Consider the following 23,550-nt stretch of genomic DNA (forward strand, 5'->3'; position numbering starts at 1 on the left):
CGCACCCACCGTCGAGCTTGCCGGGTGCAATCGTGTGGGAGCCAGCGGCCAGCGTGGTACGGCCCGCGAGATGCAACCCGTGGGCGCGACCGGCGGCCAGCGAGGTCCACGCGATGCAAACGCCCGGTCAGCTCGGCGGGGGGATTTTCGATAAGAAGGGGAGTTCGATGAAGCGAGATTATCCGCATCTGTGTGCGCCGCTTACGGTGGGGCGCCTGACGCTTCGAAACCGCATGCTATCTGCGCCGATGGGCGCGACCGACATTACGGCGGAGGGCACGCCAGGGCCGCGCACCCAGGGATTCTACGAGCTGCGCGCAAAGGGCGGTGCGGCCGTCGTCACTGTGAGCGAGCTGGTGGTCCATCCCGAAACCGACGGCTCGCAAATGTTGCGGCTGTCGCTGAAGACGCCCGGTCAGCTCGGCGCCTTCACCTACCTTGCCGACGCGATCAGACGCCACGGCGCGGTTGCATCCATCGAGCTTTCGCATTCGGGGCAGTATGCCGGCACCTATATGGTCGACAAGGAGAAGAAGGGCGACCTGTGCCAGTGGGGGCCCTCCGATGGCGTGCGCCCCGACGGCATGCCCGTGCGCGCGCTTTCGCATGAGCAGATTGCGAGCATCGTTGCAGCATATGGTGAGGCGGCTGCGCTCGCGAAGCGCGCCGGCTTCCAGATGGTCATGGTGCATGCAGGGCACGGCTGGCTGATCAACCAGTTCCTCTCCCCCTACTTCAATAAGCGCGAGGACGAATACGGCGGGCCGCTTGAGAACCGCATCCGCTTCGCGCGCGAGGTGCTCGCTTCGGTGCGCAGCGCCGTTGGCCCTGGATTCCCCATCGAGCTGCGCATAAGCGGAGCCGAGCTTTTCGAGGGCGGCTACGATGTGGCAGAGGGCGCCCGCATCGCCCATGCGCTCGAGGATCTGGTCGACCTCATGCACGTGTCGGCAGGGTCCTATCAATTCGGCTTCTCGGTCACGCACCCGTCGACGTTCCGTGACCACGGTTGCAACGTGCATCTCGCGGCCGAGATCAAGAAGCACGTGAGCATCCCTGTCGTGGCGATCGGCGGGCTTTCCGACCCCGCGCAGATGGAAGAAATCATCGCGAGCGGTCAGGCCGACGCTGTCGCCATGGCGCGCGGCCTTCTGGCCGACCCCGAACTACCCTCTAAGGTGATGGCAAATCGCGGCGATGACGTGGTGAAATGCCTTCGCTGCTACGTGTGCATGGCCGAGCGTGCCGTGACGCAGACGCGCCGCTGCGCAGTAAACCCGCTCATCGGGCGCGAGTTCGAGGGGATGGACATCGCGCGCTCGCCCCGTTCGCGCAAGGTGCTCGTCGTGGGCGGCGGCATCGCTGGCATGGTCGCCGCGGCAACGGCGGCTCGCCGCGGGCACGACGTCGTCCTGTGCGAGCGCGAGGGCGAGCTCGGTGGCATCCTGCGCACCGAGGCGGCGCTGCCCTTTAAGCGCGACATGTATGAGCTGGGGCGCACCTACGCGCATCTGCTCGATCGCCTTGGGGTGGACGTCCGCCTGAACACCGAGGTCGACGCGGCGTTCGCGGAGAAGATTGCGCCCGATGCGGTGATTGTCGCCGTAGGGTCGGCTCCGATTCCGATGCCTCTTCCCGTCGAAGAGGGTGCGCGCGTACTCTCGATCGACGACCTGTACTTGGGAGGTGGGCAACCGGGGGATGAGGTTGTCGTTCTTGGCGGTGGGCTGACGGGCTGCGAATGCGCGATCAACCAGGTGCGACTCGGTAGGCGCGCGCACATCGTCGAGATGCGCGACGGGCTTGCCATCGACGCCAACATCCGGCATAGGCCCATCTTGCTTGCGGAAGTCGAGCGCGCGGGCATTGACGTCAACCTGGACGCCCGCGGTGTGCGCGTGGAGCGCGGTGGCCTTGTCGTTGCGGACGGGGAGGGGAAGGAGCACCTTGTTCCTGGCGACACGGTGATTTGCGCCATCGGCCAGCGCTCGCGCAGCGATGCCGCGGATGCCCTGCGGGATGCGGCGCCGTTCGTGCGCGTCGTCGGCGATGCAGTGCGGCCCTCTAATATCACGACGGCGGTGTACGAGGCCTACCATGCGGCACTCGACATCTAAGGTGACGTTGGCCGCATGACGCTGGTAATCTAAGGCGGCGTCTGCCACGCGGCGCTAGCCAGCTGAGGTGGCGCCTACCACGCGGCGCTCGACATCTAGCTAAAACGCCAGAGCTGGCCAATTTCGCCAGCTGCTGGTCAATCTCGCAACCTTCTCAAACGCGCGGCGGCGCGCAAGGCCGCCGCGCAGGGACGCCGTCCCGCACCATCCGCCCCGTCCCCCCGATGCGCGGGACGTCCCCCCGCCCCTACAGGGGCTCGGGACCGCTCCGCACCCGCTGCTGCCCAGGGACGCCTCGCCCCTTCCGCTTCGCACCGTCCGTCCCGCCCTCGCCGCCGCGCCCTCGCCCTCTCCGATGCGCTGCCAATGAAAAAAAATGCTCGATGTGCGTAGGTTTTGGCGCAGGGTCTTTCGAAGCAGGCGCTTCGGAATCAGAAAAGCCCAGGTCACGCATATGGCAGCTAATCGGCATCCGAGCTCGCTTCGCGAATACCTACGCACATCGAGCAATTTTTTGAATTCCTCGGTGCGTAAAGGCTGAAATGGGGTATGCGCCTCATGCCGATTGGGCTCGCAACTGAAGGTTGCTAGGAATTCGCGCTTGGTTCGGATAGAGTTTTGCCAACAGAATCGAGAGAGGAGCTTTCGATGGATTTCTCAACAAAACTGATTGAGCTGCGCAAACGCAAGGGCCTGACGCAGGAAGGGCTTGCGGCGAAGCTGTACGTGACGCGGCAGGCGGTGTCACGCTGGGAACGCGGCGAGGTTGTGCCGGGCATCGACATGATGAAGCTCATCGCGAACGTGCTCGACGAGCCCATTATGCATCTGCTCGATTTGCCCGAGCGCTATTGTGAGAGCTGCGGCATGATTTTGACGCCGGCCGATTACGGCTCCGATGCTGACGGCTCCAAAGATGAGCATTACTGTAAATGGTGCTATGAACAGGGAAAATATACCTACGAAACCACAATGGACGCCATGATCGAGGATTGCGCGCCTCGCTTGGCCGAAAACACGGGCATGTCTCGCGACGAAGCGGTGTCGCTTATGGGCGCGGTGCTGCCGCATTTGAAGCGCTGGAGTGCTGTGCATGCCAACGAGATGAGCTACGGGAAAGAGGCGCGCGAGCGCTACGGTGACGCTGTGGTAGATGCCGCGAACGAAAGGCTGCTCGGCATGAGCGAAGCTGAATGGAGCGCGAAAGAAACGCTTGAACAGGCGATCATCGAGCAGCTGAAAGCGGCAGTGGCCGCAGGAAATGCGATGGGTCCCGAGGCGGCGAAGCTCGCTCAGATGCATGCCCGATGGATTCGCGCACAATGGGGCGAAGGGGCGTATTCGCCGGATGCGCATGTTGCGCTCGCGCAAAGCTACCTCGAAGACGAGCGGTTCGTCAATTACTACGACTCGCGAGCGGGCGAGGGCGCGACGGCGTTTTTGGTTGCGGCGATCGAGGCCGCAATGGGGGAAGGGGGAATCGATTAAGGCTGCTGCCTCTGTTTTGGCATGCGGCGGTGGCGGCAGGGCCGAAGTGCGCTAACAGGGCAGAAACACGTTGAATAGGGGGCAATGATGGGCTCGCGAATATGGCTTGAAGCTCGCTTGCCCATGTCGGTGGGCGTGCTCGGCCTTAGAGCCGTCGCGCCGCGCCCGCTGTTTGCAATCTGCGCGGCCCCTCTGCGCGTCTACGGGATTTCGCGCCCCTCTGCGAAGATACCGCGAACTTCTCGCGCAGCGGCGCGGGGCTTGGATACAATGGTTGATACGGGTCTTGCCCTCTGGGCAGGAAGAAGATGAGTCGACTGGCACAAGAAGGAGCGCCGCATGGAATTCGAGAAGATGAAGAGAATCGCTGTATTTTCGGGATCTTCCAACCCGAGGCTGTCTGACGAAATTGCTCACGAGCTGGGCATTTCCTTGGGCAATGTGAAGCTTGAGAAGTTCGCGAACGGCGAAATCTACGCGCGCTATCTTGAAAGCGTGCGCGGCGCGGACGTGTTCATCGTGCAGTCCGTGTGCTCGAGCCCCAACGGCCTCGATGTTAATGACAACCTGATGGAGCTGCTCATCATGATCGACGCCGCCAAGCGCGCGAGCGCCCACAGCGTGAGCGCCGTCATCACGCATTACGGCTACGCCCGCCAGGATCGCAAGGCCGCTCCGCGCGAGCCGATCACGGCGAAGCTCGTCGCCGACCTGCTCACCACCGCCGGTGCTGACAACATTATCGCGATCGACCTGCACCAGGACGCTATCCAGGGCTTCTTCGACAAGCCGGTGAACCACATGACCGCGATGCCCATCTTCGTGGACTACTACAAGGCCATGGGCTTCGACCCCGAGGAGCTTTGCGTGGTGTCCCCCGACGTGGGCCGCGCGAAGGCAGCGAAGAAGTTTTCCACGTTGCTCGATTGCGATATCGCGATCATGCACAAGGATCGCCCCAAGCACAACCAGGCCGAGATCACGGCGCTTATCGGCAACGTTGAGGGCAAGGTCTGCATCCTGAACGACGACATGATCGACACCGCTGGCTCCCTCGTTGCCGCGGCGACCACGCTGAAGGCGAAGGGTGCGAAGAAGGTGTTCGCCTGCGCAACGCACGGCCTGTTCAGCGGCCCGGCGTACGATCGCATCGAGAACAGCTGCATCGAGGAGGTCGTCGTGACCGACGCTGTTCCCGTGCCGCTTGAGCGCCAGACCGGCAAGATCAAGGTCCTCACGCTTGCCCCGCTGTTCGCGCAGACCATCAAAAACGTTTACAGCAACGGCTCGGTCGCTTCGCTGTTCGAATAGGGTACGAAATATATGTTTCTCATTGTTGGCCTGGGGAACCCCGGGGAGGAATACGAGCATACGCGCCATAACGCCGGGTTCGACACGGTCGATAAGATTGCGTCGGAAATCGGCGTGCGCTATTGGAAGAACGAGTGCGGCGCGCTGACCGGCAAAGGGGCTTACCACGACATCGACGTGGTGCTCGCGAAGCCGCAAAGCTACATGAACACATCGGGCGGTCCGGTGAAGCAGCTCATGAACGCCTACGGTGTGTCACCCGATTGCCTTGTCGTCATCCACGACGAGCTCGACATCGATCCGGGCACGATTCGCGTGAAGTTCGGCGGCGGGCATGCGGGCCACAACGGCCTGCGCTCGATCTGCGACAAGCTTGGCACGCGCGACTGGTTCCGCGTGCGCTGCGGAATCGGGCGCCCGCCGGGACGCATGCCAGTGGCCGACTACGTGCTGTCCCTTCCCAAGAAGGACGCGGCGGACGACTTCGCGCAGGCGACCGACTTGGGATGCGAGGCGGCACTGTTCCTCATCGAGCATGGGTTGGAGAAGACGCAGCAGAAATTCAACTAGCGCGTTGCGATGGCGCTGGCCCGATAAGGTTGTCAGATATCGCTGAGCGTCTATCAGGTGCTCAAGGGGCAGAATTCCGCTAGCGCCCAAACGTTATCTCGATTGGCCCGATTTCCAATCTTGGGAGTCGGGCCTTTTCTCGTCCCTCCTCCTGCCGACACTGAGACGTGTTCTTTGCCCCCCTTCCTGATTGAAGGGTATAATGGGCGCTGCTTACGCGTCGGGCGGGGCTCCGACGCGAAACGTTCCTACTTGAGCAGTAAGATAGGTGCGTAGCGCCCCGGAGCACAGGAAGTGGGGCATCATGTCGTTGTCCGAAAAAGGGCGCACTTACGTGCTCTTTGCGATTGTCGTTTTGGCGTGCGCGCTTGGGTCGCTCACGCAAACGGTGATGAATTCCATGCTCGGCGGCGTGGAGGCTGACTTCGGTGTGAACGCGAGCGTCGGGCAGTGGCTTACGACGATCTACATGCTTGCGCTTGGCATCACCGTTCCTGCTGTGACGTTTTTGTCGCAGCGCCTTTCCCTTCGCAATGTCGTTTTCCTCGCATTGGGATTGTTCCTGGTCGGGGGCATCGTTGATGTGCTCGCCCCGACGTTTGGGGTGCTCGTTTTCGGGCGCGTGCTTCAGGCCGTCGGTGCGGGCATCACGCTTCCCGTCCTGCAGTCGATCGCGATGACGCGCTTCCCCAAAGGGCAAAACGGTACGGCGATGGGTATCGCGGGCATCGCCATGGGGTTCGCCCCGAACATTGGCCCACTCATCGGGGGTGCGCTCGTCGACTCGTGGGGATGGCGCAGCTTCTTCTGGCTGTTCATCGCCATCGTCGTCCTTTTAATTCTTGCGGCGTTCCTCCTGATCGCGCGCGAAGACGCCCCGATGCGCGACGCGCGCTTCGAAGGCGTGTCCTTCCTGTATTCCGCGCTCGGCTTCGGCGGGCTTCTGCTCGCTTTTTCCAACGCGGCAAGCCTGGGCGTGCAAAGCCCGCTCGTGTGGGTGCCTGCGGTCGTGGGCATTGCGTGCCTCGTGTTTTTCGTGGCGCGCCAAAAGCGGATTGAGCACCCGCTCATCAGCATGCGCATCTTCGAGTCGTCCCGCTTCCGCATTAGCTTTATCGCGCAGAATTGCCTGTTCGCGTCGTTCATGGGAATCACGCTGATTGTACCGTTGTACGTGCAGGGGCTCTGCGGGGGCAGCGCCGTCGAAGCTGGGATTGTGTTCATCCCCGCGACTATCCTGGCCGTGGTGGTGAATCCCCTTGCGGGCATTCTCTCCGACAGGGTGGGCGCGCGTCCGGTGGTGATTGTCGCGGCGGCGCTCCTCACGGTGGGCGCCGTGTCCATGGCGTTCATGGATGAGAACACGCCGCTTTGGATGACGACGCTCATGCAGACGGTTCGCGGCATGGGGGTGAGTGCGCTGATCGGGCCTTTGAACTCGTGGGGAATGAGCGGGCTTCCGCGCGAGATCATGATGGACGCGAGCGCGTTCTTCGCGGCGGTTCGCCAGGCGTGCGCGTCGCTCGGTACGGCGATTATGGTGCTTGTGATCACGTCGCTTTCTGCGACTGCGCAGTCAGGTGCGATGGACATGTCGTTCGCCTATCAGGCGGCGTTCGGCATCTCGGCTGTGCTCGCCGCCTGCGTGCTTGTCGTGGTGATTGCGAAGGTGCGCTAGGCGAGCGGGGATTCGCTGGTCACGGCGGGCGGTCGCGGCCTCATTCCCCTCGCTAGGCGATCGCGGGTCCGACGCCCGTCCTGCGTTGCCCTCCTCGCTTCTCGCCTTGCTCCGCCGGCGGCCGCATTCCCGCCCCGCGTGCCCGCTTTCCTGCGGCTTTGGACTTGCAGGGGAGGGACCTTCGCAAATTTGGGCCTTCGGGTGCTTTATGTCGCAGCTCTTTTCGCAGATGCTGTACGAGGAGGAATGGCCACTGCGGAAAGGAACCTCATGAAAGTCACTCGACGACATATCGGTTGGCATGGATCGAAGGCCCTGACGGCTCTGGTCGTCGCGTGTTGCGCGGCGGTGCTCGCCTTTTCCCTTGCAGGCTGCGGCGGAAATGACGGAGGCGGCGCGGTGGCGAAGAAGGAACCCGCTGCGAACGAGCATCCTCGGATGCTCGAGACGTGCGGCCCGAACGACTTTGGCGATCCGAGCGGCTCGAACGACATGTGGTACGTGGACGGCGATAAGTCGAAGGGCGGTCTGTTCTTCGAAAACTTCTATTACCCCCAGGCCGTGTTCGTCGATGCCGACGGTACGATCACCGAGCCCGGCAGCTCGAAGGTCGAGGACAAGCACCTGCGCCCCGAAAGCACCGACGTCCGTGATTATGACATCGTGTTCAACGACGCGATGACCTGCTACGACTATGTGACCGAGACGTGGTACCTGCGCGGCGACGGCGATGTTGCCAAGTACGAGAAGCTGGTCGCGGACACTTCCTGGGCCGACAAGGACGATCCCGACAACAACTATTTCACGCTGAACGCCGACGGCACGGTCGATGCCGGCCCCAAATGCAGCAATTTCGAAAAATGGAAGGTGACGGCGGTCGACCGCATCACCATTTTCTTCAAGTCCTACGATTACGACAACGCTGACGGTGGCCACTTCATTTACGACTTCTACTATGACGGTGACAAGGTGGTCAAACTCGACTGGGGCGATGGCATCGTGGGCTGCTACCTCAGAAAGTAGCGCGTTGCAGCGGCTGAAGCACAAGGGAACTTCGTTCGAGGGCGCCTTACGCGGGCGCCCTCGCCATTTGGGAATCTCGCCCGCTTGCGGTATCCTCTCATGATGAAAAAACGCACGGCGGATGAAGCCGCGTGCAGGTTGAATGCGGCGGGGTGCCCGGTATGGTGCCCTGCGAACGAAGGACGAATGGTATGGCGTTTCTGCTTGGTTGTGAGAAGGCGCGGGTCGAGTTCCCCACGAAAACGGTGTTCGAAGATGTCTCCCTCGGGCTTGACGAGGGTGATCGCATCGGCGTCGTCGGCAAGAACGGCGACGGGAAATCCACGTTGCTATCTTTGCTTGCGGGCATTATCGAGCCTGATGAGGGCCGCGTAATCCGCACGCGCGGTGTTCGCGTGGGCGTGCTCGGGCAGGCAGATGTGCTCTCCGATGGCGACACGGTGGAACATGCCGTGGTGGGCGATACCCCCGAATACGAATGGGCGGGAGATGCCCGCGTCCGCGACATCATCTCCGGGCTTGCTGCCGATATCCCCTGGCAGGGGCGTGTGGGCGACCTGTCGGGCGGGCAGCGCCGTCGGGTTGACTTGGCCCGTTTGCTCATCGGCGACTGGGACGTGCTCATGCTCGATGAGCCCACCAACCATCTCGACATGCGCGCCATCACCTGGCTCGCGCATCATCTGAAGGCGCGTTGGAAACATGGGACGGGCGCGCTTTTGGTGGTCACTCACGACCGCTGGTTCCTCGACGAGGTGTGCCTTTCGATGTGGGAAGTGCACGACCGCACGATTGACCCGTTCGAGGGTGGTTTCTCCGCCTACATCCAACAGCGTGTTGAGCGCGACCGTCAGGCTCAGGTGGCCGAGCAACGCCGCCAAAACCAGCTGCGCCGCGAGCTCGCCTGGCTTGCTCGCGGGGCGCAAGCGCGCTCGACCAAGCCGAAGTTCCGCATCGATGCCGCCCGCGAGCTGATTGCCGACGTGCCGCCGCTGCGCAACACACTCGAGCTCAAGCGGATGGCCGTCGCGCGCTTGGGCAAGCAGGTGGTCGACTTGACCGACGTGTCTGTGCGCCTCGGCGGAAAGACCGTGCTTGATGACGTGTCGTGGATTATCGGCCCTGGCGACCGCTTCGGCATCGTCGGCGAGAACGGCGCGGGCAAGACCACGCTTCTGCGGGTGATCGAGGGCGCGCTCGCCCCGAGCGCGGGCCGCGTGAAGATCGGTAAGACCGTGAAGTTCGCCGTATTGTCGCAGCACCTCGATAACCTGGTGAAACTGGGAAGCGACCGCGTGCGCGAGGTCATCGGCCGCTACTCGCGCCGCGTGATGCTCGACGGCAAGGAGGCCACGCCCGCGCAGCTGCTCGAGCGTCTCGGCTTCACCCGCGATGACCTGAACGAGCCGGTGTGCGACCTGTCGGGTGGGCAGAAGCGACGCCTTGCGTTGATGCTCATCTTGCTCGACGAGCCGAACGTGCTCATCTTGGACGAGCCGGGCAACGATTTGGACACCGACATGCTCGCTCAGGTGGAAGACCTGCTCGACGGGTGGCCCGGCACGCTGCTTCTGGTCACGCACGACCGCTATCTCATGGAGCGCGTGACCGACAACCAGTATGCGCTGATCAACGGCAAGATTCGCCATCTGCCGCGCGGTGTTGGCGAGTACTTGGAGCTCGTGGGGCGCACCACCGACGAGCGCGGTGGCGTGGTTGCCTCTTCAAGCGGGAAGGCCTCTGCCTCCAAACAGACTTCAACGTCGGCGGGTGAGCAGGCGACGGGCGCGGCGTCGAAGCTCTCGGGTGGCGAGATTCGCGCACTTCGGAAGTCGATGGCGTCGGCCGAGCGCAAGATGGACACGCTACGCGGCAAGATCGAGGGCATTCACCAGGCCATGACCGAGGCCGATCCCTCCGATTACGTGAAGCTCGGCGATATGCAGAAGGAAATCAAGGAAATCGAGACGCAGATCGAGGCGCTCGAGGAAGAGTGGATGGAAGCTGCGGAGGCGCTCGGCGAGTAGGCGCTTTCGGAGCGTAGCCTGCGTGCTATTTGTGGCCCGCACGTGCCTTGCGTCTTTCGGCGCGTAGGCCCTCGCGCGCTCGCGGCGGTAGCCTTCTTGCGAGGGGAAATCGCACGTCGCGAATACCCCTTCGGTCCCTGACTACTCACGCGGGCTGTGCCGCTTAAGCGCCGCGGTTTGGCGTTCCGCCAGGTGCTTTCCTTATGCGCGTGTCGAAAGGCTCGCGATCAGCTCCGCCTCGGCATCGCGGTTGGGCGAGGCGCACGCCTGGGCGAAGGGCAAGTTTTCGGGGTCGAGGCACTGCTCGATCGGCACGCTGATCGGGTGGAAGAGCACTTCGAGGTCGCGTCCCTGTTCGGCGGCCCGCGCCTCCATGTCGGCAATCAGGTCGGGCGTGGTTTTTTGCATGCGTCCCGAGAGAACGATGCCGGAAAAATCGGCGACGTGGCTCCCTTCCTCCAAATCCTCGCGGCAGTGCGGGGCAAGGAGGGCGAGCAGTGCGTCTTTCACGAGGTTGACGGGCGAAATTGCCGCGATGCGTCGCGGGCTCTTAAGGTGCGGGCCGACCGGCTCCACGGGAAGGCGTGCGGTCGTGACCAGGCAATCGGTGCGCCGGCAAGCAGCCAGGAGCGCATCGTGTACGAGGGGCACCATATGCGTGTGCTGATGCGTGTCGACACGGAGATTGCGACGCTGGTCGGGGAAGGCCTCGAGATAACGCTTGATCTGCTCGCTGAATTCGCGGGCAAGCTGCTCGCGAATGCCGTCACGGTCGCCGGTGCGCAGCGTCGATGCCGCCAGGTATCCCATAAAGGAATGGGAGAAGGTTCCGCGCTCGTTCACCAGCAGCGGCACGTCGTCGGGGTTGGAGACAGGATGCCCTTCCACGATATTGAGGTGCAGGCCAAGCTTTATCTTTCCCGCGTCGACGAAAGGACGGACAAGCTCGGCGCATTCGTTAAACGCCGGGCTGTTCGCGAACATGCTCATGCTCGACAGGGCTCCATGGCCGCCGCATGCGTCCGAAAGCTCGAGGATGGCCTTCGATTGCTCGACGGTAATCCCAAAGTCATCTGCGTGAATGATGAGCGTCACAAGCCTCCCTTTCGTGTTCATGCACAGTGTCTGTCTACAAAACGCTATCTTTTTGAAGACAAGCGAGACAAACGAAATAATAGTACTCTCATGCAGGTGCGTTATTGGGGATCGATTGCTCGGGAGGGTTTATGAAGCGTGCGAGCGGAGCAGGGGCGCAGGGGGTGCTTTCGTCTCGTTGGTTCCATCTTGCCGTTCTTGCTTTGGGGTCGGCGTTTGTGCTTGTGGGGGCTTTCCATGGCTATATCTGGTTCGATGAGAGCTATTCGGTTGCCATAGCGAACCATCCGTTCTCCGAGATTTGGCGCATCGGGTCAGGCGATGTGCATCCCGTGCTCTTCTACTGGGCGCTGCATGCCCTCAACCTGGTTTTCGGGCAGAACATCCTTGCATATCGCCTGTTCACGGTTTTGGGGTCGATCGCCCTTGCAAGCCTTGGATACACCCATGTCCGTCGCGATTTCGGCTGGAAGCCCGGCGTGCTGTTCACCGCATTCGTCCTGTTCATTCCCTATACCGCCATTATGGCAACCGAGATCCGCATGTACTCGTGGGCGACGTTTTCCGTCATGCTGTGCGCGCTCACCGCGTGGCGCATCGCGTGCGCTTTGCGCGAGCCGGCGTGTGAAGGCTCTGTGGCCTGTGTCCAGAAACGCGCGCAGGGGAAGAGACTTCTTGCGGGTGCGCCGCTTTCGTGGTGGGCTGTCTTCGCTGCGTCAAGCCTGTTCAGCGCATACCTTCACTACTTTGGCGCTATGTCCGCCTTTATGGTGAACCTGCTGCTGCTCATCTTCTGCATCAATCGAGCCGCCCGTCGGCGTGGCGCGGCGGCTTTGGGGGTGCTCGTGGCGAGCGCTGCCATCCAGGTTGCGCTCTACGTGCCGTGGCTCCTGGTGCTTGTGCGCCAGATGGGCGTCGTGTCGAACACGTACTGGGCGAACATGGTGTTTCCCGTCACTTACATCGAGTTCGCGACGTACCCGGTGCGAACGAGCTTCGTGCATTTCGCGTTGGAGGGAAGTTACGGCGCCGTGCCCCAGGTGGTGGGGCGGGTTCTTCTGGCAGCGACGCTCGTGTGGCTTTGCGCGTGGGCCATCTGGTCTCTCGTGCGCCTGGTGAAGCCGCATGTTCTTGCAGGCGAACGTGCGGAAGGCGGCTCGCGCGCTGCGACGGGGAAGGCCGCGGGAGGTGAGGACTTCAGAGGGCGGGCCGCCGTTGGCTCTGCGGACGAAGGCAGCTCGCGTTCCGCGAATGCGCCTGACGAGGGCGGTGAGCTTCCTGCGAATTTCGCCCCCGAGCCCGAAAGCCCCCGCGCCCAGCGCGATTCGCTTTCTCGGCGCTTTGCCCTTTGGGCCTCGCGCGACTCGGTTGTCCCCGTGCTCTGTGCGCTCGCGATCTACCTGGGCGTTTTCGCGATTTCCTTCTTGGCTTCCATCCTGATGGACTCGCTTATCGTGTACTACCGCTACCTCGGGGTGGCAATCGGTCCGCTCCTTTTTGCAGCGGTAATGCTTCTTTCCCGCATTCGCTCGCGCGTACTCGTCGGTGCGGCATGCGCTATCCTTCTTTCCGTCTCCGCCCTTAACATGACGCTGCTCGTCGGCGACTTCTACAGCTCCGACAACCAGGAGGCGCTCGACGAAGTGCGCCAAACGGTCGATCGCGTGACGCAGGAAAACGACGGGAAGGCGCCGCTTGTCGTCTCGTCCGACATCGGGTACATCAGCCTGACTACGCTTGCCTACCCCGACGTTCCCCAAACGTACATGGATTGGCAGAAAGGCAACTGGAACTTGGCGTATGAGGCGTATTCCCCCACTCTCACCTGCAAAAACTCCTGGGAAGAGATTTTTGATGGCTACCATGGCCCGATTGTCGTTTTGGGGCAGACCCAAAACGGCGTCATGTCGCGTGACGTTGAGGACCTCTCGAAGCGCGATGGGTTCGAGCTGCGGGAATCGGGCACCCGCTATCGTCCCTACGAACGCGCCTGGTTTACCGTTGCGGTCATCGATAAAGATTAGGCAGGGCGCGCGTTGAGGGCTTTCAAGGGGTCGATACATGGCATTTCGCGAATGAGCTTGTACCAGGAGATGTGCGCGGCTGATAAGCTGAGGTAGGGGCAGGCGACTGCTGGTGTGACCTCGTTTTCCGCACCGTGCGACGTAGTCGCCATTGAAGGCGCTTTCCATTTATGTGCGTCTTGTGTGCGCTTTAGCATGCTAGAATCCTTCCGTTGAGAAAACGCTTTCACGCGAAAGGGACCAGTTCGGGTTCGCCTCGGCGGCTGAATCTTGAGGTGCGGGCTTACCTGATCGCTTTCGCGCGGGCGCAAGGGAAAGGGAGGAAAGTGGACTCGTTTTTTAAGATTTCGGAGCGCAAGAGCACGATCGGAAACGAGATCATCGGCGGCTTGACGACGTTTCTCGCGATGGCATACATCATCGCAGTGAACCCGAATATGCTGGTGGTCGCAGGTGTTCCATTCGATGCGGCGCTCACGGCGACGTGCTTCGGAGCGGCGATCATGACCATCGCGATGGGCCTTATCGCGAACAGGCCGATCGCACTTGCGTCTGGCATGGGCATCAACGCAATCGTGGCGTACACGCTCTGCCTTGGCGGCGCTGCCGTCGACTGGCGCGTGGCGATGGCCATCGTCTTCTTGGAAGGTATCGTAATCCTCATCCTGGTTGCCTGCGGTTTGCGCAAGGCGGTCATGGACGCGATTCCCGTGAGCTTGCGCCATGCAATCGGCATTGGCATCGGTTTGTTCATCGCATTCATCGGTCTTAAGGGCGGCGGCATCATCGTCGCCAACGAGTCGACCATCTTGGGACTTGGCGACTTGTCGGCGCCGGTTGCGATCGTGTCGCTGATCGCGATTGCGGTTGCCGTGGTGCTCCAGGTTCTCAATGTGAAGGGCGGCCTGCTCATCTCCATCATTGTTGCCACCATCGCGGGCATTCCCCTGGGCGTTACCCCGCTTCCCTCGTCGTGGAGCTTCGGGCTCGATTTCTCGGCCTTCGCGGCACCGTTTCAGACGATTCCCGGCACCGACACGATGGCTATCGCGCAGGTCTTCCTGCAACCCGCGCTGCTGTTGTTCGTGTTCTCTCTGCTCATGAGTGACTTCTTCGACACCATGGGCACGGTCGTCGCCGTTGGTGAACAGGCTGATTTCGTCGACGAGAACGGCGACGTGAAGGACATTCAGCCGATTCTCATGGTCGACTCCGCCGCAGCCGCCGTCGGCGGTTTCGTGGGCGCAAGCTCGGTCACGAGCTTCGTTGAGTCCACTTCGGGTGCTGCCGCCGGTGCGCGCACGGGCCTTTCGAACCTGGTGGTCGGCATCCTGTTTGTGATCTTCGCGTTCGCGTCGCCCATCATCGGCATGGTGTCGAGCTCCGCGACCTGCGGCGCGCTTGTCGTCGTTGGCTATCTCATGCTCTCCGACGTCATCAACATCGACTGGACGCGCATCGAGTTCGCATTCCCGGCGTTCGCGACCATCATGGGCATCCCGATGACCTATTCGATTACCAACGGTATCGGCTTCGGCTTCATTTCCTACTGCGTGATCATGCTGGTCACCGGCAAGGTGCGCGAGGTCAAGCCCCTCATGTGGGTGGCTGCCATCGCGTTTTTGGCCATGTTCATCTTAAGTTAGCAGTTTCGTTCGCCGCGCTCGAAGGGCCTCGCTTGTCGAATCGCCTCCTCTCTCTGAGGCCGTTCGACGGCGAGGCCCTTCGCTTTCTGGTGCCCGACCGTGATGACGTGATATCCAAGGTAACTTAAGGAGTTGCGTCGCTTGGCGTCTGCAGCGGTTCGGCCAGCTCCTTGCAGTCTCTCCCTCGATGCTGGCCGTATTGTCCAAGAGGAATTATTCCTCAGATGTGGTGAAGCCTATTCTCGCATTCGCCTCGCGCGTCATACAATGATGCTACATTGCCGACGGCCGTAAACGTGACGGACTGAAAGGTTGTGAGCTATGGGGACCAAGGATTGGAAAACGGCGCTCGTCACAGGGGGCGCGGGCGGTTTGGGATTCGAGCTTGCGCGGCAGTGCGCGGCGCGCGGGATGGACGTGGTGCTCGTCGGCCGCAACGAGGAGCGTCTCGTCGAGGCGGCGGCACAGCTGGAGTTCGAGCACAACATAAAGGCCCACGTCGTCGTGTGCGACCTCGCGAAGGTGGGCGCGGCGGCGAAGGTTTCCGCCCGCGTGCGCGAGGTGGGGCTTGTCGTCGATGTGCTCGTGAACAACGCAGGCTTCGGCTACGATGCACGCTTTGTGGAAAGCGATATGGCCCGCCAACGAGAACTTATCCTGACAAATGACCTCGCGCTCGTCGAGCTTGTGGGCGAGTTCGCCCCTGACATGGCTGCGCGCAAATGCGGAGGCATCTTAAACGTTGCGTCCGTGGCGGGCTTCATGCCCGGCCCCGACATGGCGACCTATTACGCCTCGAAGGCCTTCGTCCAATCGTTTTCCCAGGCCATCCATGTCGAGTTGCGCCGTGCTGGCGTGCACGTGAGCACGCTGTGCCCAGGACCCGTGCGCACGGCGTTTTGGGAAAATGCCGATGCAGCTCACACCCCGATTTCGCGCATCGCGCTCGATGCCCCCTTCGTTGCGAGCGAGGGCTTCAACGCGCTTTGCCGCAACAAGGCCCTCTGCGTGCCGGGAGCGCTCGCGAAGACGATCGTGTTCGCAACGCGCCTTGCCCCGCGCGGTTTCGTGGCGAGGACGGCGGCAGCACTCCAGCGCCCGCGCAAGAAGAAATAGGAACGCGGACCCGGCGCCTCTTCCCCCATAAGGCGAAGGGAGCGGCTTGCCCGCCCGAAACGCCGAAGGGGGAAGGTCCGTCGGGCCCGCGCCCGCCGTCTGTCTGCGAGGCTCCGGCGCTCTTGGTGGATGCTAGTCCGCGACGCGTAAGAGCTCGCCGGTCTCGGAATCCATGATGAAGCCGGCGACGCGCACGTGCGGCGGCATGACCGGGTGGTTGCGTACCACGTCGACGCTTTTGCGCACCGCCTCCTCGGTGTCGCCGAAACCCGCGAGCCACTGGTCGAAGTCGATGCCGCAATGGTGCGCCATCTTGATATGGTCGGCGCTCACGCCAAGGCGCAGCATGTCGGAAACCATGCCCTCGCCGCTCATGTGCTGAGCGCCGCAGTTCGTGTGAGCGACGATCATGATGTCCTCGACGCCAAGCTCGCACACGGCGATGAGCAGCGATCTCATGACGCTGCCGAAGGGGTGCGACACCTCGGCACCTGCAACTTTGATGATCTTCGCGTCGCCGTTCTTCAGCCCGAGCGCCGCCATGAGCAGCGCTGTCAGACGCGTGTCCATGCACGAGACCACAGCGAGTTTCTTGTCGGGGTATTTGTCAGTCTTGAACTGCTCGTATTCGTGTTCTTCCACGAAGCGCGCATTGTGCTCCAGAATCTGATCGATCGTCGACTTCTCGGTCATTTTCCGCCCTTTCTCTTGATGGGTGACAGTTTAGCATCGTCTGCGCCCCGCGCCCGCCTGTTCGCGCGCATGCGCTATGATGGGGCAAAGCTGAGTTTTCCCGAAGACGAAAGGAGCCGCATGGCCTCGTATTGCACAACTCAGGGTCGTGCGCGCGCCGAGATCGTCGAGAAGAAGAGTCGCTTCATCGCCACCGTCCAGCATGTCGAAACCGAGGAAGAGGCGCTCGCGTTCCTCGACGAGATCCGCAGCGAGCACCGCATGGCGCGTCACAACGTGTACGCTTACGTGTTGCGCGAGAACGGTCGCGTGCGCTACTCCGACGACGGCGAGCCCCAGAAAACGGCGGGCATGCCGACGCTCGAGGCTATCCAGCATGCGAGCCTGACCGACGTCGCCGTGGTTGTCACACGGTATTTCGGCGGGATCTTGCTTGGCACGGGAGGGCTCGTGCGCGCCTACACGCAGGCGACGCAGGCCGGTATCGCCGCGGCGGAAATCATGCGTATCTCGCGGTGCATTGACGTGCTGATCGAGGTCCCGTATTCCCTTTACGAGCAGGCTCAACGCCTTGCCAGCCAACATGGCGCCCAGACCGTCGACGCCGATTTTGCGGCACAGGTCGCCCTCACGTTCCGCATGCTCGACGGCACGCAGGAGCCTTTCGAGGCGGCCCTCACGGAGCTCGTGCGCGGGCAGTGCCCAATCCTTGAGAGCGACCCCTACGATGCGCCCTTCGCGGCGCCCGGGCAAGCCGACTCTTCGGCGCCCGACGCCGCACCAAACCTTACGTGAAAAGAGGTTTTCCATGCTCGACCAGGTCAATCTGAATCAACCAGATATCGATAAGGGCACGTACAAGGAAACCCACGACGCGCTCATCGAGCGGCTTGTGACGTTGCAGCAGCAGGCACGCCTTCAGGGCGTGGGGCTTGTGGTGCTCTTCGAGGGATGGAACGGTGCGGGCAAGGGAAGCCGCATCTCCGACCTTATGTTCAACCTGGATGCGCGTGCGACGAGCGTTCACGTGACGGGCGATTTCGACGTGGACGAGGCGCGGGCGTTCTCGGATGCCGGACATAATGTCACCGGGTACTGGCCTTTCATGCAGCAGTTCTGGCAGGCGCTCGGGCCGCGCGGGGCGATCACATTCTACGATCGCGGCTGGTATTCTGTGGCCGCTGAGCGCGCTATGTGCCGTGCATTCGGCGGGCTTAACCCGAAGCGCAAGGAAGGCAAGAAGGGCACTGTCCAAGGTGACCAGCTTGCGGCGCGCAAGGAGGCCGGGGTGTGCCTCGCGTCCATACGCGAGTTCGAGCGCGGCCTTGTCGACGACGGCTACGAGGTCGTGAAGTTTTTCATTCACGTGTCCGCCGAAGGCCAGAGGGAGCGCCTCGAGCGTCTGGCTGCCGACCCCACCACGGCGTGGCGCGTCGACAAGAAGCGTCTCGAGCGCATTGGGAACTACGAGTACGCCTACAGCATCTACGACCTCATGCTCGAGGGCAGCAATTTTGCGTTCGCGCCTTGGACGCTTGTGAATGGGGAGGACAAGCGTCGTGCGAATATCGTCATCGCGCAGACGCTTGTGCGCGCGCTCGAGTCTGCGCTTGCGCGCAAGGAGGCCGCGAACTCGGCGAAGGTCGCAAGTGCCGTGGACTCGGCGAATGTCGTGGACGCCTCGACCCCCGCAGACGCCTCGGCTTCCGCGGACGGCGCTGCGAAGCAGCCCCCGCGCTTTGCCGCCCCCGCGACTTCCCGCTTCCACCTTGTCGATGACGCACCGACGCTTGCGGGCGTCGATCACTCGCTTTCGCTCTCGCCCGAGGAGTACAAAGACGAGCTCAAGAGCCTGCAGAAGCGACTGTTCCGACTGGAGAACAACATGTACCAGGCCCGCATCCCGCTCATGGTGATGTATGAGGGCTGGGACGCCGCGGGCAAGGGCGGCAATATCAAGCGCGTGGCACAATCACTCGACGCGCGCGCCTACACGATCTTCCCGAGCCCCGCCCCCACGGCGCCCGAGCTCGCGCACCCGCACTTGTGGCGTTACTGGACGCGCCTGCCGAAGGCGGGCCATGTGGGCATCTACGATCGCAGCTGGTACGGTCGCGTGCTTGTGGAGCGGGTGGAGGGCTACGCCTCGCCCGAGCGCCTCACCCAGGCGTACGACGAGATCAACGCTTTCGAGAAAGACCTGGTCGATTGGGGTGCCATCCTTCTGAAATTCTGGGTGGAGGTCAGCCCCGACGAACAGCTGCGCCGTTTCGAGGAGCGACAGTCCAACCCCGCCAAGCAGTGGAAGATCACCGACGACGACTGGCGCAACCGGGAGAAGTATCCCCAGTACAAGGAAGCTATCGAGGACATGTTCCGCCTGACGTCGACCTCGTTCGCGCCCTGGATCATCCTCGAGTCCGACGACAAGCGCTACGCTCGCGTGAAAGCCCTGCGCACGATCGTCGCCGCGCTCGAGGACGCGGGGCTCTCCGACTAGCTCATTCGCCTTTTGCCCTTGAGGCCGCCCGCAGACGGTTCGTGACGTTCCCTTAACTGTTTCTTTATACGCGCCCGCTACAATGCAGGCGTTGGAAACGCGAAGGGAACAGGCTGGCGAAGGGGCCGGCAAGAAGGAGAACCTGCATGATCAAGCTTATCGCAAGCGACATGGATGGCACGCTGCTCGACGCGGAGGGCAACGTCCCGTCTGAAACGTTCGAGCTCATCAGCGGGCTTCGCCGCTGTGGAGTCCACTTCGTCGCGTCTTCGGGACGCCGCTTCGACACGCTTTCCGAGCAGTTCGCGCCCGTGGTCGACTTCATGGACTTCGTCGCGTCGAACGGCGCGCAGGTTGTTGTCGGCGGCAAGCTGGTCGACCGCGAGGTCTTCTCGCATGCCGCCGTGTGCCGTCTCTATCGCGCGGTCACCATGTTCGACGTGCTTCACCTGGCCCTATTCGATCGGACGAACAGCTTCCTCCTCGACGACGAGGCCGTTTTCGAGCGCGAGATCGACAAGAACCTTCCCAACCCCGTGCGCGCCTACGAGGTTCCTTCCCCGGAGACGAGTATCATCAAGGCGTCGGTGTACGTGAGCGACGGCACCGTCATGGACATGTCCTATGCGCTCGCCCGCGAGCTGGGGGAGGACTTCGTGTTCGCGCCATCGGGCCGCAAATGGATCGACGTCATGCAGCGCGGCGTGAGCAAAGCGACGGGAATTCGCCAGGTCATGGAGGCGCACGGTGTCTCGGCCGACGAGGTCGCGGCGTTCGGCGACTCCATGAACGACTACGAGATCCTGCGCATGGTCGGTATGCCCATCGCGATGGAGAACGGGCGCTCGGCCATCAAGCAGATCGCGCGCAAGGTCATCGGTCCCAACACCGAGCACAGCGTGCAGAAGGAGCTGCGCCGCATGCTCGAGGAGCTTTCTGCTCGATAGCTCGCGGGGCGAGGAACTTTCCGCTTGGCACGAGCGGCTTCCCGCTTGGCAACTCGTAGGGCATGGATATTTCTCGGCCGTTCGGGAAGATGTTCTTGCGCTCGCGCCCGTTACGCGCAACGATAGGCAGTTGAAAGTTAGCGTGGGGGACGAGGTTTGCATGACGCAGGAAAAAAACGATGCTGCGAGAGTCGATTCGGGGGACGGGGGAGCGCTTCTGGAAGGCGGTTCGTCTGGAGAAGGCTCATCTTCGGGCGATTCGCTCGCAGGTGGTGAACCCGCAGGTCGCAAGCATGATCCGAATGATGGGCCCACGCTTGACACCTTGAAGGCGGGGCAGTGCGCGATTATCAAGGCGGTGCGCGGCCACGGCGAACTGCGCCGCCATCTGCTCGACATGGGGCTTACGCCCGGCATCGGGGTGCGCGTGCGCAAAGTCGCTCCAATGGGCGACCCCATCCAGATCGAGCTGCGCGGCTACGAGCTGACGCTGCGCCTCGACGACGCCCGCTTCGCCCTGATTGAGCCCGTGGAGTCCCTTCCCAAGACGCCCGTTCCCGTCGAACCGTTGCCCCGCGCGTCCGTGCATCCCGGCATCGGCGAGGTGAGCGCGACAGGCGACGACTACATCCGCAACCTTGGCAAGCCCCTGCCCAAGGGCGCGCCTATCACCTTTGCGCTCGCCGGCAACCAAAACTGCGGCAAGACCACGCTGTTCAACCAGCTCACAGGAGCAAATCAGCATGTCGGCAACTTCCCTGGCGTCACTGTTGACAAGAAGGAGGGCCAGCTGCGCCGTCATCCCGAGGCGACGGTGGTCGACCTCCCCGGCGTCTATTCGCTCTCGCCGTACTCGAACGAGGAGGTTGTGACGCGCGACTTCCTGATTAAGGAGAAGCCCACCGCGATCATCAACATCGTCGACGCGACCAACATCGAGCGCAACCTTTATCTCACGTTGCAGTTGATGGAGCTCAACATCCCGATGGTGCTCGCGCTCAACATGATGGACGAGCTCTCCGCGAACGGCGGCTCGGTGCGCATCAACGAGCTCGAAGCGGCGCTCGGCATTCCCGTCGTGCCCATCTCCGCGGTGAAGAACCAGGGCATCGACGAGCTTGTCGACCACGCGATGCACGTTGCGATGAACCGCGAGGTCCCCGGGTACATCGACTTTTGCCCCGCAGGCGAGAAGTCGGGCGATCCGCTCGGCGAGGTTCATCGTTGCGTTCATGCGTTCATGCACCTCATCGATCCCTATGCGAAGGCGGCGGGCCTGCCCGTGCGCTTCGCCGCGACGAAGATGGTCGAAGGCGACCCGCTGATCGAGCGCGAGCTCGGCGTTCCCGAGCGCGAGCGTGAGGCGCTCACCGGCTTCATCGAGGCCCTTGAGCGCCAAGGCGGGCTCGACCGCGAGGCGGCGCTCGCGAACATGCGGTTCTCGTTCATCGAGCGCCTCTGCGCGCGCACCATCGTCCGCCCGCACGAAAGTCGCGAGCATGTCCGCAGCGTGGCGGCAGACCGCATCCTGACCGGGCGCTTCACCGCCATCCCGTGCTTTATTCTCATCATGGGGTTCGTGTTCCTCATGACGTTCAGCTGGCTTGGGGCTTGGCTGTCGGATTGGCTGCAGACGGGCATCGACTTTGTGATCGGCGCCATCGGCGATGCGCTCACCGCGGCGGAGGTGAGCCCGATTGTAAGCTCGCTTGTCACCGACGGCATCTGCGGCGGCGTGGGAAGCGTGCTTGGGTTTCTGCCGGTCATCGTTACGCTGTTTTTGTTCCTGTCCATTCTTGAGGACAGCGGGTACATGGCGCGTGTGGCCTTCGTGATGGACAAGCCGCTGCGCCGTCTCGGCCTTTCGGGCAGAAGCTTCGTTCCCATGCTCATGGGGTTCGGCTGCTCGGTGCCGGCGATCATGGCCTCGCGCACCTTGTCGAGCGAGCGCGATCGCAAGATGACGATTCTGCTTGTCCCTTTCATGAGCTGCAGCGCGAAACTTCCGATATACGGTCTGCTCACAAGCGTATTCTTTCCGCCTGAGATGCGCGGTGTCGTGGTGCTTGCCCTCTACTTGCTCGGCATGGCGGTAGGCGTCCTCTACGCGCTTGCTCTCAAGCGGTTCAAATTCACCGGCGAGCCCGTGCCGTTTGTGATGGAGCTTCCCAACTACCGCCTCCCCAGCGCGAAAAGCGTGCTTCGCCTCGTATGGGACAAGGCGAAAGGGTTCATCCAGAAGGCGTTCACCGTCGTGTTCCTCGCGACGCTCGTCATCTGGTTCCTGCAGACTTTCGACGCGGGGCTCGGTCTTGCGGCAAGCGCTGACGAGAGCCTGCTCGCCCTGATCGGCGGCGCGATCGCCCCGGTGTTTGCCCCGCTTGGCTTCGGCGACTGGCGCGCATCGACGGCGCTGCTCACCGGCTTCATGGCCAAGGAGAGCGTCGTGTCCACCTTGACCGTGCTCGTCGGCGGCGGCGTCGCGGCGCTGCAAGAGGTGTTCACGCCCTTTACGGCGTTCGTGTTCCTCGTGTTCACCCTGCTCTACACGCCCTGCGTGGCCGCCATCGCGACGGTGAAGAAGGAGACGAACGGTCGCACGGCCGCGAAGCTCGTGGTGTCCCAGTGCGTCGTCGCGTGGGTCGTGGCGTTCTGCATCCGCGCCGTGGGGCTTGCGTTCGGGCTTGTGTAGCGCCTCTTTCCGCGGCGCCGCGCGTGGTACACTCGCAGTGTCACGCCGTCGAACGAAAGGGGTCCTGCCATGCGTGTGAGCGTCGAGCTTGAGGGGAATCTGCTGTCCGATCGATTCGGGAAGTACGCGTCCGAGGCCGACAGGCTCGAGGGCTTTCCTGTGCGCTCTTTCCCTATCCATATAGAAGAGGTGCCCGAAGGCGCCGCCTCGCTTGCGCTTGCGTTCATCGACTTCGACGCGATTCCCGTGGGCGGCTTTTGCTGGATTCACTGGTTGGCCTGCGATTTTGACCCGTCGACAGCGCTTATTCCCGAAGATGCCTCGCGCACGGGAGCCATCGCGTGTACCCAGGGCGCGAACTCCAACTGGTCGCCGATGGCGCACGGCAGCTCGAACCCCGCGGTGTTCAATCGCTATTGCGGCCCCCAGCCGCCCGACAAGGCGCATGTCTACACGCTCGTCGTTTACGCGCTCGATTGCAAGCTGGGGCTTTCCGAGGGGTACTATCTCAACGAGTTTCGCCGTGCGATCGAGGGCCACGTGCTCGCGAAGTCGGTCGTCGAGCTCCCGAGCCGCGCATAGTAAAGCCAGGTCCGCCCGGCGCGCGCAACTCACTCAGTTGA

General features: G+C 62.6%; 18 protein-coding genes. 15 read left to right on the forward strand and 3 right to left on the reverse strand.

Features of this window, described 5'->3' with window-relative positions; all coding sequences use genetic code 11:
- Positions 1–167 precede the first annotated feature (167 nt).
- From F8C90_RS01395 to F8C90_RS01425, 7 genes are all read left to right on the forward strand, one after another.
- Positions 168–2,117 carry an NAD(P)/FAD-dependent oxidoreductase gene (locus tag F8C90_RS01395; protein WP_158048660.1) on the forward strand — a complete coding sequence of 650 codons (1,950 nt, stop codon included), beginning with the start codon at positions 168–170 and terminating at the stop codon, positions 2,115–2,117.
- Positions 2,118–2,765: 648 nt separating this feature from the next.
- The gene (locus tag F8C90_RS10850) at positions 2,766–3,605 is read left to right on the forward strand and encodes a TipAS antibiotic-recognition domain-containing protein (RefSeq protein ID WP_170264487.1); all 840 of its coding nucleotides are present in this window, start codon (positions 2,766–2,768) and stop codon (positions 3,603–3,605) included.
- A 339-nt stretch (positions 3,606–3,944) separates the two neighbouring features.
- Complete coding sequence (locus F8C90_RS01405) at positions 3,945–4,916, forward strand: ribose-phosphate diphosphokinase (RefSeq protein WP_158048661.1); 972 nt, start codon at positions 3,945–3,947, stop codon at positions 4,914–4,916.
- 12 nt (positions 4,917–4,928) lie between these two features.
- Positions 4,929–5,486 carry an aminoacyl-tRNA hydrolase gene (pth, locus tag F8C90_RS01410; RefSeq protein ID WP_158048662.1) on the forward strand — a complete coding sequence of 186 codons (558 nt, stop codon included), beginning with the start codon at positions 4,929–4,931 and terminating at the stop codon, positions 5,484–5,486.
- Between the two features lie 304 nt (positions 5,487–5,790).
- Positions 5,791–7,164 (forward strand): DHA2 family efflux MFS transporter permease subunit, encoded by a 1,374-nt coding sequence (locus F8C90_RS01415; RefSeq protein ID WP_158048663.1) that lies wholly within the window; start codon positions 5,791–5,793, stop codon positions 7,162–7,164.
- Positions 7,165–7,434: 270 nt separating this feature from the next.
- A complete protein-coding gene (locus F8C90_RS01420) occupies positions 7,435–8,187 on the forward strand; it encodes a hypothetical protein (protein WP_158048664.1) in 753 nt (250 codons plus the stop codon).
- Positions 8,188–8,378: 191 nt separating this feature from the next.
- Positions 8,379–10,214 (forward strand): ABC-F family ATP-binding cassette domain-containing protein, encoded by a 1,836-nt coding sequence (locus tag F8C90_RS01425; protein ID WP_158048665.1) that lies wholly within the window; start codon positions 8,379–8,381, stop codon positions 10,212–10,214.
- 201 nt (positions 10,215–10,415) lie between these two features.
- Here F8C90_RS01425 and F8C90_RS01430 read toward each other — a convergent pair whose 3' ends face one another.
- Positions 10,416–11,330, reverse strand: coding sequence for a ChbG/HpnK family deacetylase (locus F8C90_RS01430; RefSeq protein WP_158048666.1), 915 nt, complete (start codon positions 11,328–11,330; stop codon positions 10,416–10,418).
- A 110-nt stretch (positions 11,331–11,440) separates the two neighbouring features.
- Between F8C90_RS01430 and F8C90_RS01435 the strand changes: the two genes are divergently transcribed.
- A complete protein-coding gene (locus F8C90_RS01435; protein ID WP_158048667.1) occupies positions 11,441–13,333 on the forward strand; it encodes a glycosyltransferase family 39 protein in 1,893 nt (630 codons plus the stop codon).
- Here F8C90_RS01435 and F8C90_RS11085 read toward each other — a convergent pair.
- On the reverse strand, positions 13,330–13,485 hold the full coding sequence (locus tag F8C90_RS11085; RefSeq protein ID WP_211360977.1) for a hypothetical protein: 156 nt from the start codon (positions 13,483–13,485) through the stop codon (positions 13,330–13,332). The genes F8C90_RS01435 and F8C90_RS11085 overlap by 4 nt on opposite strands.
- A gap of 174 nt (positions 13,486–13,659) precedes the next feature.
- Between F8C90_RS11085 and F8C90_RS01440 the strand changes: the two genes are divergently transcribed.
- A complete protein-coding gene (locus F8C90_RS01440; RefSeq protein ID WP_158048668.1) occupies positions 13,660–14,979 on the forward strand; it encodes an NCS2 family permease in 1,320 nt (439 codons plus the stop codon).
- A 321-nt stretch (positions 14,980–15,300) separates the two neighbouring features.
- The gene (locus F8C90_RS01445) at positions 15,301–16,095 is read left to right on the forward strand and encodes an SDR family NAD(P)-dependent oxidoreductase (RefSeq protein ID WP_158048669.1); all 795 of its coding nucleotides are present in this window, start codon (positions 15,301–15,303) and stop codon (positions 16,093–16,095) included.
- 132 nt (positions 16,096–16,227) lie between these two features.
- Here the strand turns inward: F8C90_RS01445 and F8C90_RS01450 are convergent, their stop codons facing one another.
- A complete protein-coding gene (locus F8C90_RS01450; RefSeq protein ID WP_158048670.1) occupies positions 16,228–16,788 on the reverse strand; it encodes a beta-class carbonic anhydrase in 561 nt (186 codons plus the stop codon).
- A 120-nt stretch (positions 16,789–16,908) separates the two neighbouring features.
- Here F8C90_RS01450 and F8C90_RS01455 point away from each other — a divergent pair, with 120 nt between their 5' ends.
- The 5 genes from F8C90_RS01455 to F8C90_RS01475 all read left to right on the forward strand — a co-directional run bounded on the left by F8C90_RS01455 (position 16,909) and on the right by F8C90_RS01475 (position 23,509).
- Entirely contained in the window at positions 16,909–17,583 is a 675-nt protein-coding gene (locus tag F8C90_RS01455; RefSeq protein WP_158048671.1) for a YigZ family protein, read from the forward strand.
- A 13-nt stretch (positions 17,584–17,596) separates the two neighbouring features.
- A complete protein-coding gene (locus tag F8C90_RS01460) occupies positions 17,597–19,288 on the forward strand; it encodes a polyphosphate--AMP phosphotransferase (protein WP_158048672.1) in 1,692 nt (563 codons plus the stop codon).
- 146 nt (positions 19,289–19,434) lie between these two features.
- Positions 19,435–20,235 carry an HAD family hydrolase gene (locus F8C90_RS01465; protein ID WP_158048673.1) on the forward strand — a complete coding sequence of 267 codons (801 nt, stop codon included), beginning with the start codon at positions 19,435–19,437 and terminating at the stop codon, positions 20,233–20,235.
- 160 nt (positions 20,236–20,395) lie between these two features.
- Positions 20,396–22,927 carry a ferrous iron transport protein B gene (gene feoB / locus F8C90_RS01470; protein ID WP_158048674.1) on the forward strand — a complete coding sequence of 844 codons (2,532 nt, stop codon included), beginning with the start codon at positions 20,396–20,398 and terminating at the stop codon, positions 22,925–22,927.
- Positions 22,928–22,996: 69 nt separating this feature from the next.
- Positions 22,997–23,509 (forward strand): YbhB/YbcL family Raf kinase inhibitor-like protein, encoded by a 513-nt coding sequence (locus tag F8C90_RS01475; protein ID WP_158048675.1) that lies wholly within the window; start codon positions 22,997–22,999, stop codon positions 23,507–23,509.
- The last annotated feature ends 41 nt before the right edge of the window (positions 23,510–23,550 follow it).

The organism is Ellagibacter isourolithinifaciens (assembly GCF_008831035.1).
GTDB classification, from domain to species: domain Bacteria; phylum Actinomycetota; class Coriobacteriia; order Coriobacteriales; family Eggerthellaceae; genus Ellagibacter; species Ellagibacter isourolithinifaciens.

What these genes read in the sequence shown, in the direction of transcription:
- F8C90_RS01395 (WP_158048660.1), top strand. Translation starts at nt 168, where the DNA reads ATGAAGCGAGATTATCCGCATCTGTGTGCGCCGCTTACGGTGGGGCGC.
- F8C90_RS10850 (WP_170264487.1), top strand. Translation starts at nt 2,766, where the DNA reads ATGGATTTCTCAACAAAACTGATTGAGCTGCGCAAACGCAAGGGCCTG.
- F8C90_RS01405 (WP_158048661.1), top strand. Translation starts at nt 3,945, where the DNA reads ATGGAATTCGAGAAGATGAAGAGAATCGCTGTATTTTCGGGATCTTCC.
- pth (WP_158048662.1), top strand. Translation starts at nt 4,929, where the DNA reads ATGTTTCTCATTGTTGGCCTGGGGAACCCCGGGGAGGAATACGAGCAT.
- F8C90_RS01415 (WP_158048663.1), top strand. Translation starts at nt 5,791, where the DNA reads ATGTCGTTGTCCGAAAAAGGGCGCACTTACGTGCTCTTTGCGATTGTC.
- F8C90_RS01420 (WP_158048664.1), top strand. Translation starts at nt 7,435, where the DNA reads ATGAAAGTCACTCGACGACATATCGGTTGGCATGGATCGAAGGCCCTG.
- F8C90_RS01425 (WP_158048665.1), top strand. Translation starts at nt 8,379, where the DNA reads ATGGCGTTTCTGCTTGGTTGTGAGAAGGCGCGGGTCGAGTTCCCCACG.
- F8C90_RS01430 (WP_158048666.1), bottom strand. Translation starts at nt 11,330, where the DNA reads ATGAACACGAAAGGGAGGCTTGTGACGCTCATCATTCACGCAGATGAC.
- F8C90_RS01435 (WP_158048667.1), top strand. Translation starts at nt 11,441, where the DNA reads ATGAAGCGTGCGAGCGGAGCAGGGGCGCAGGGGGTGCTTTCGTCTCGT.
- F8C90_RS11085 (WP_211360977.1), bottom strand. Translation starts at nt 13,485, where the DNA reads ATGGCGACTACGTCGCACGGTGCGGAAAACGAGGTCACACCAGCAGTC.
- F8C90_RS01445 (WP_158048669.1), top strand. Translation starts at nt 15,301, where the DNA reads ATGGGGACCAAGGATTGGAAAACGGCGCTCGTCACAGGGGGCGCGGGC.
- F8C90_RS01450 (WP_158048670.1), bottom strand. Translation starts at nt 16,788, where the DNA reads ATGACCGAGAAGTCGACGATCGATCAGATTCTGGAGCACAATGCGCGC.
- F8C90_RS01455 (WP_158048671.1), top strand. Translation starts at nt 16,909, where the DNA reads ATGGCCTCGTATTGCACAACTCAGGGTCGTGCGCGCGCCGAGATCGTC.
- F8C90_RS01460 (WP_158048672.1), top strand. Translation starts at nt 17,597, where the DNA reads ATGCTCGACCAGGTCAATCTGAATCAACCAGATATCGATAAGGGCACG.
- F8C90_RS01465 (WP_158048673.1), top strand. Translation starts at nt 19,435, where the DNA reads ATGATCAAGCTTATCGCAAGCGACATGGATGGCACGCTGCTCGACGCG.
- feoB (WP_158048674.1), top strand. Translation starts at nt 20,396, where the DNA reads ATGACGCAGGAAAAAAACGATGCTGCGAGAGTCGATTCGGGGGACGGG.
- F8C90_RS01475 (WP_158048675.1), top strand. Translation starts at nt 22,997, where the DNA reads ATGCGTGTGAGCGTCGAGCTTGAGGGGAATCTGCTGTCCGATCGATTC.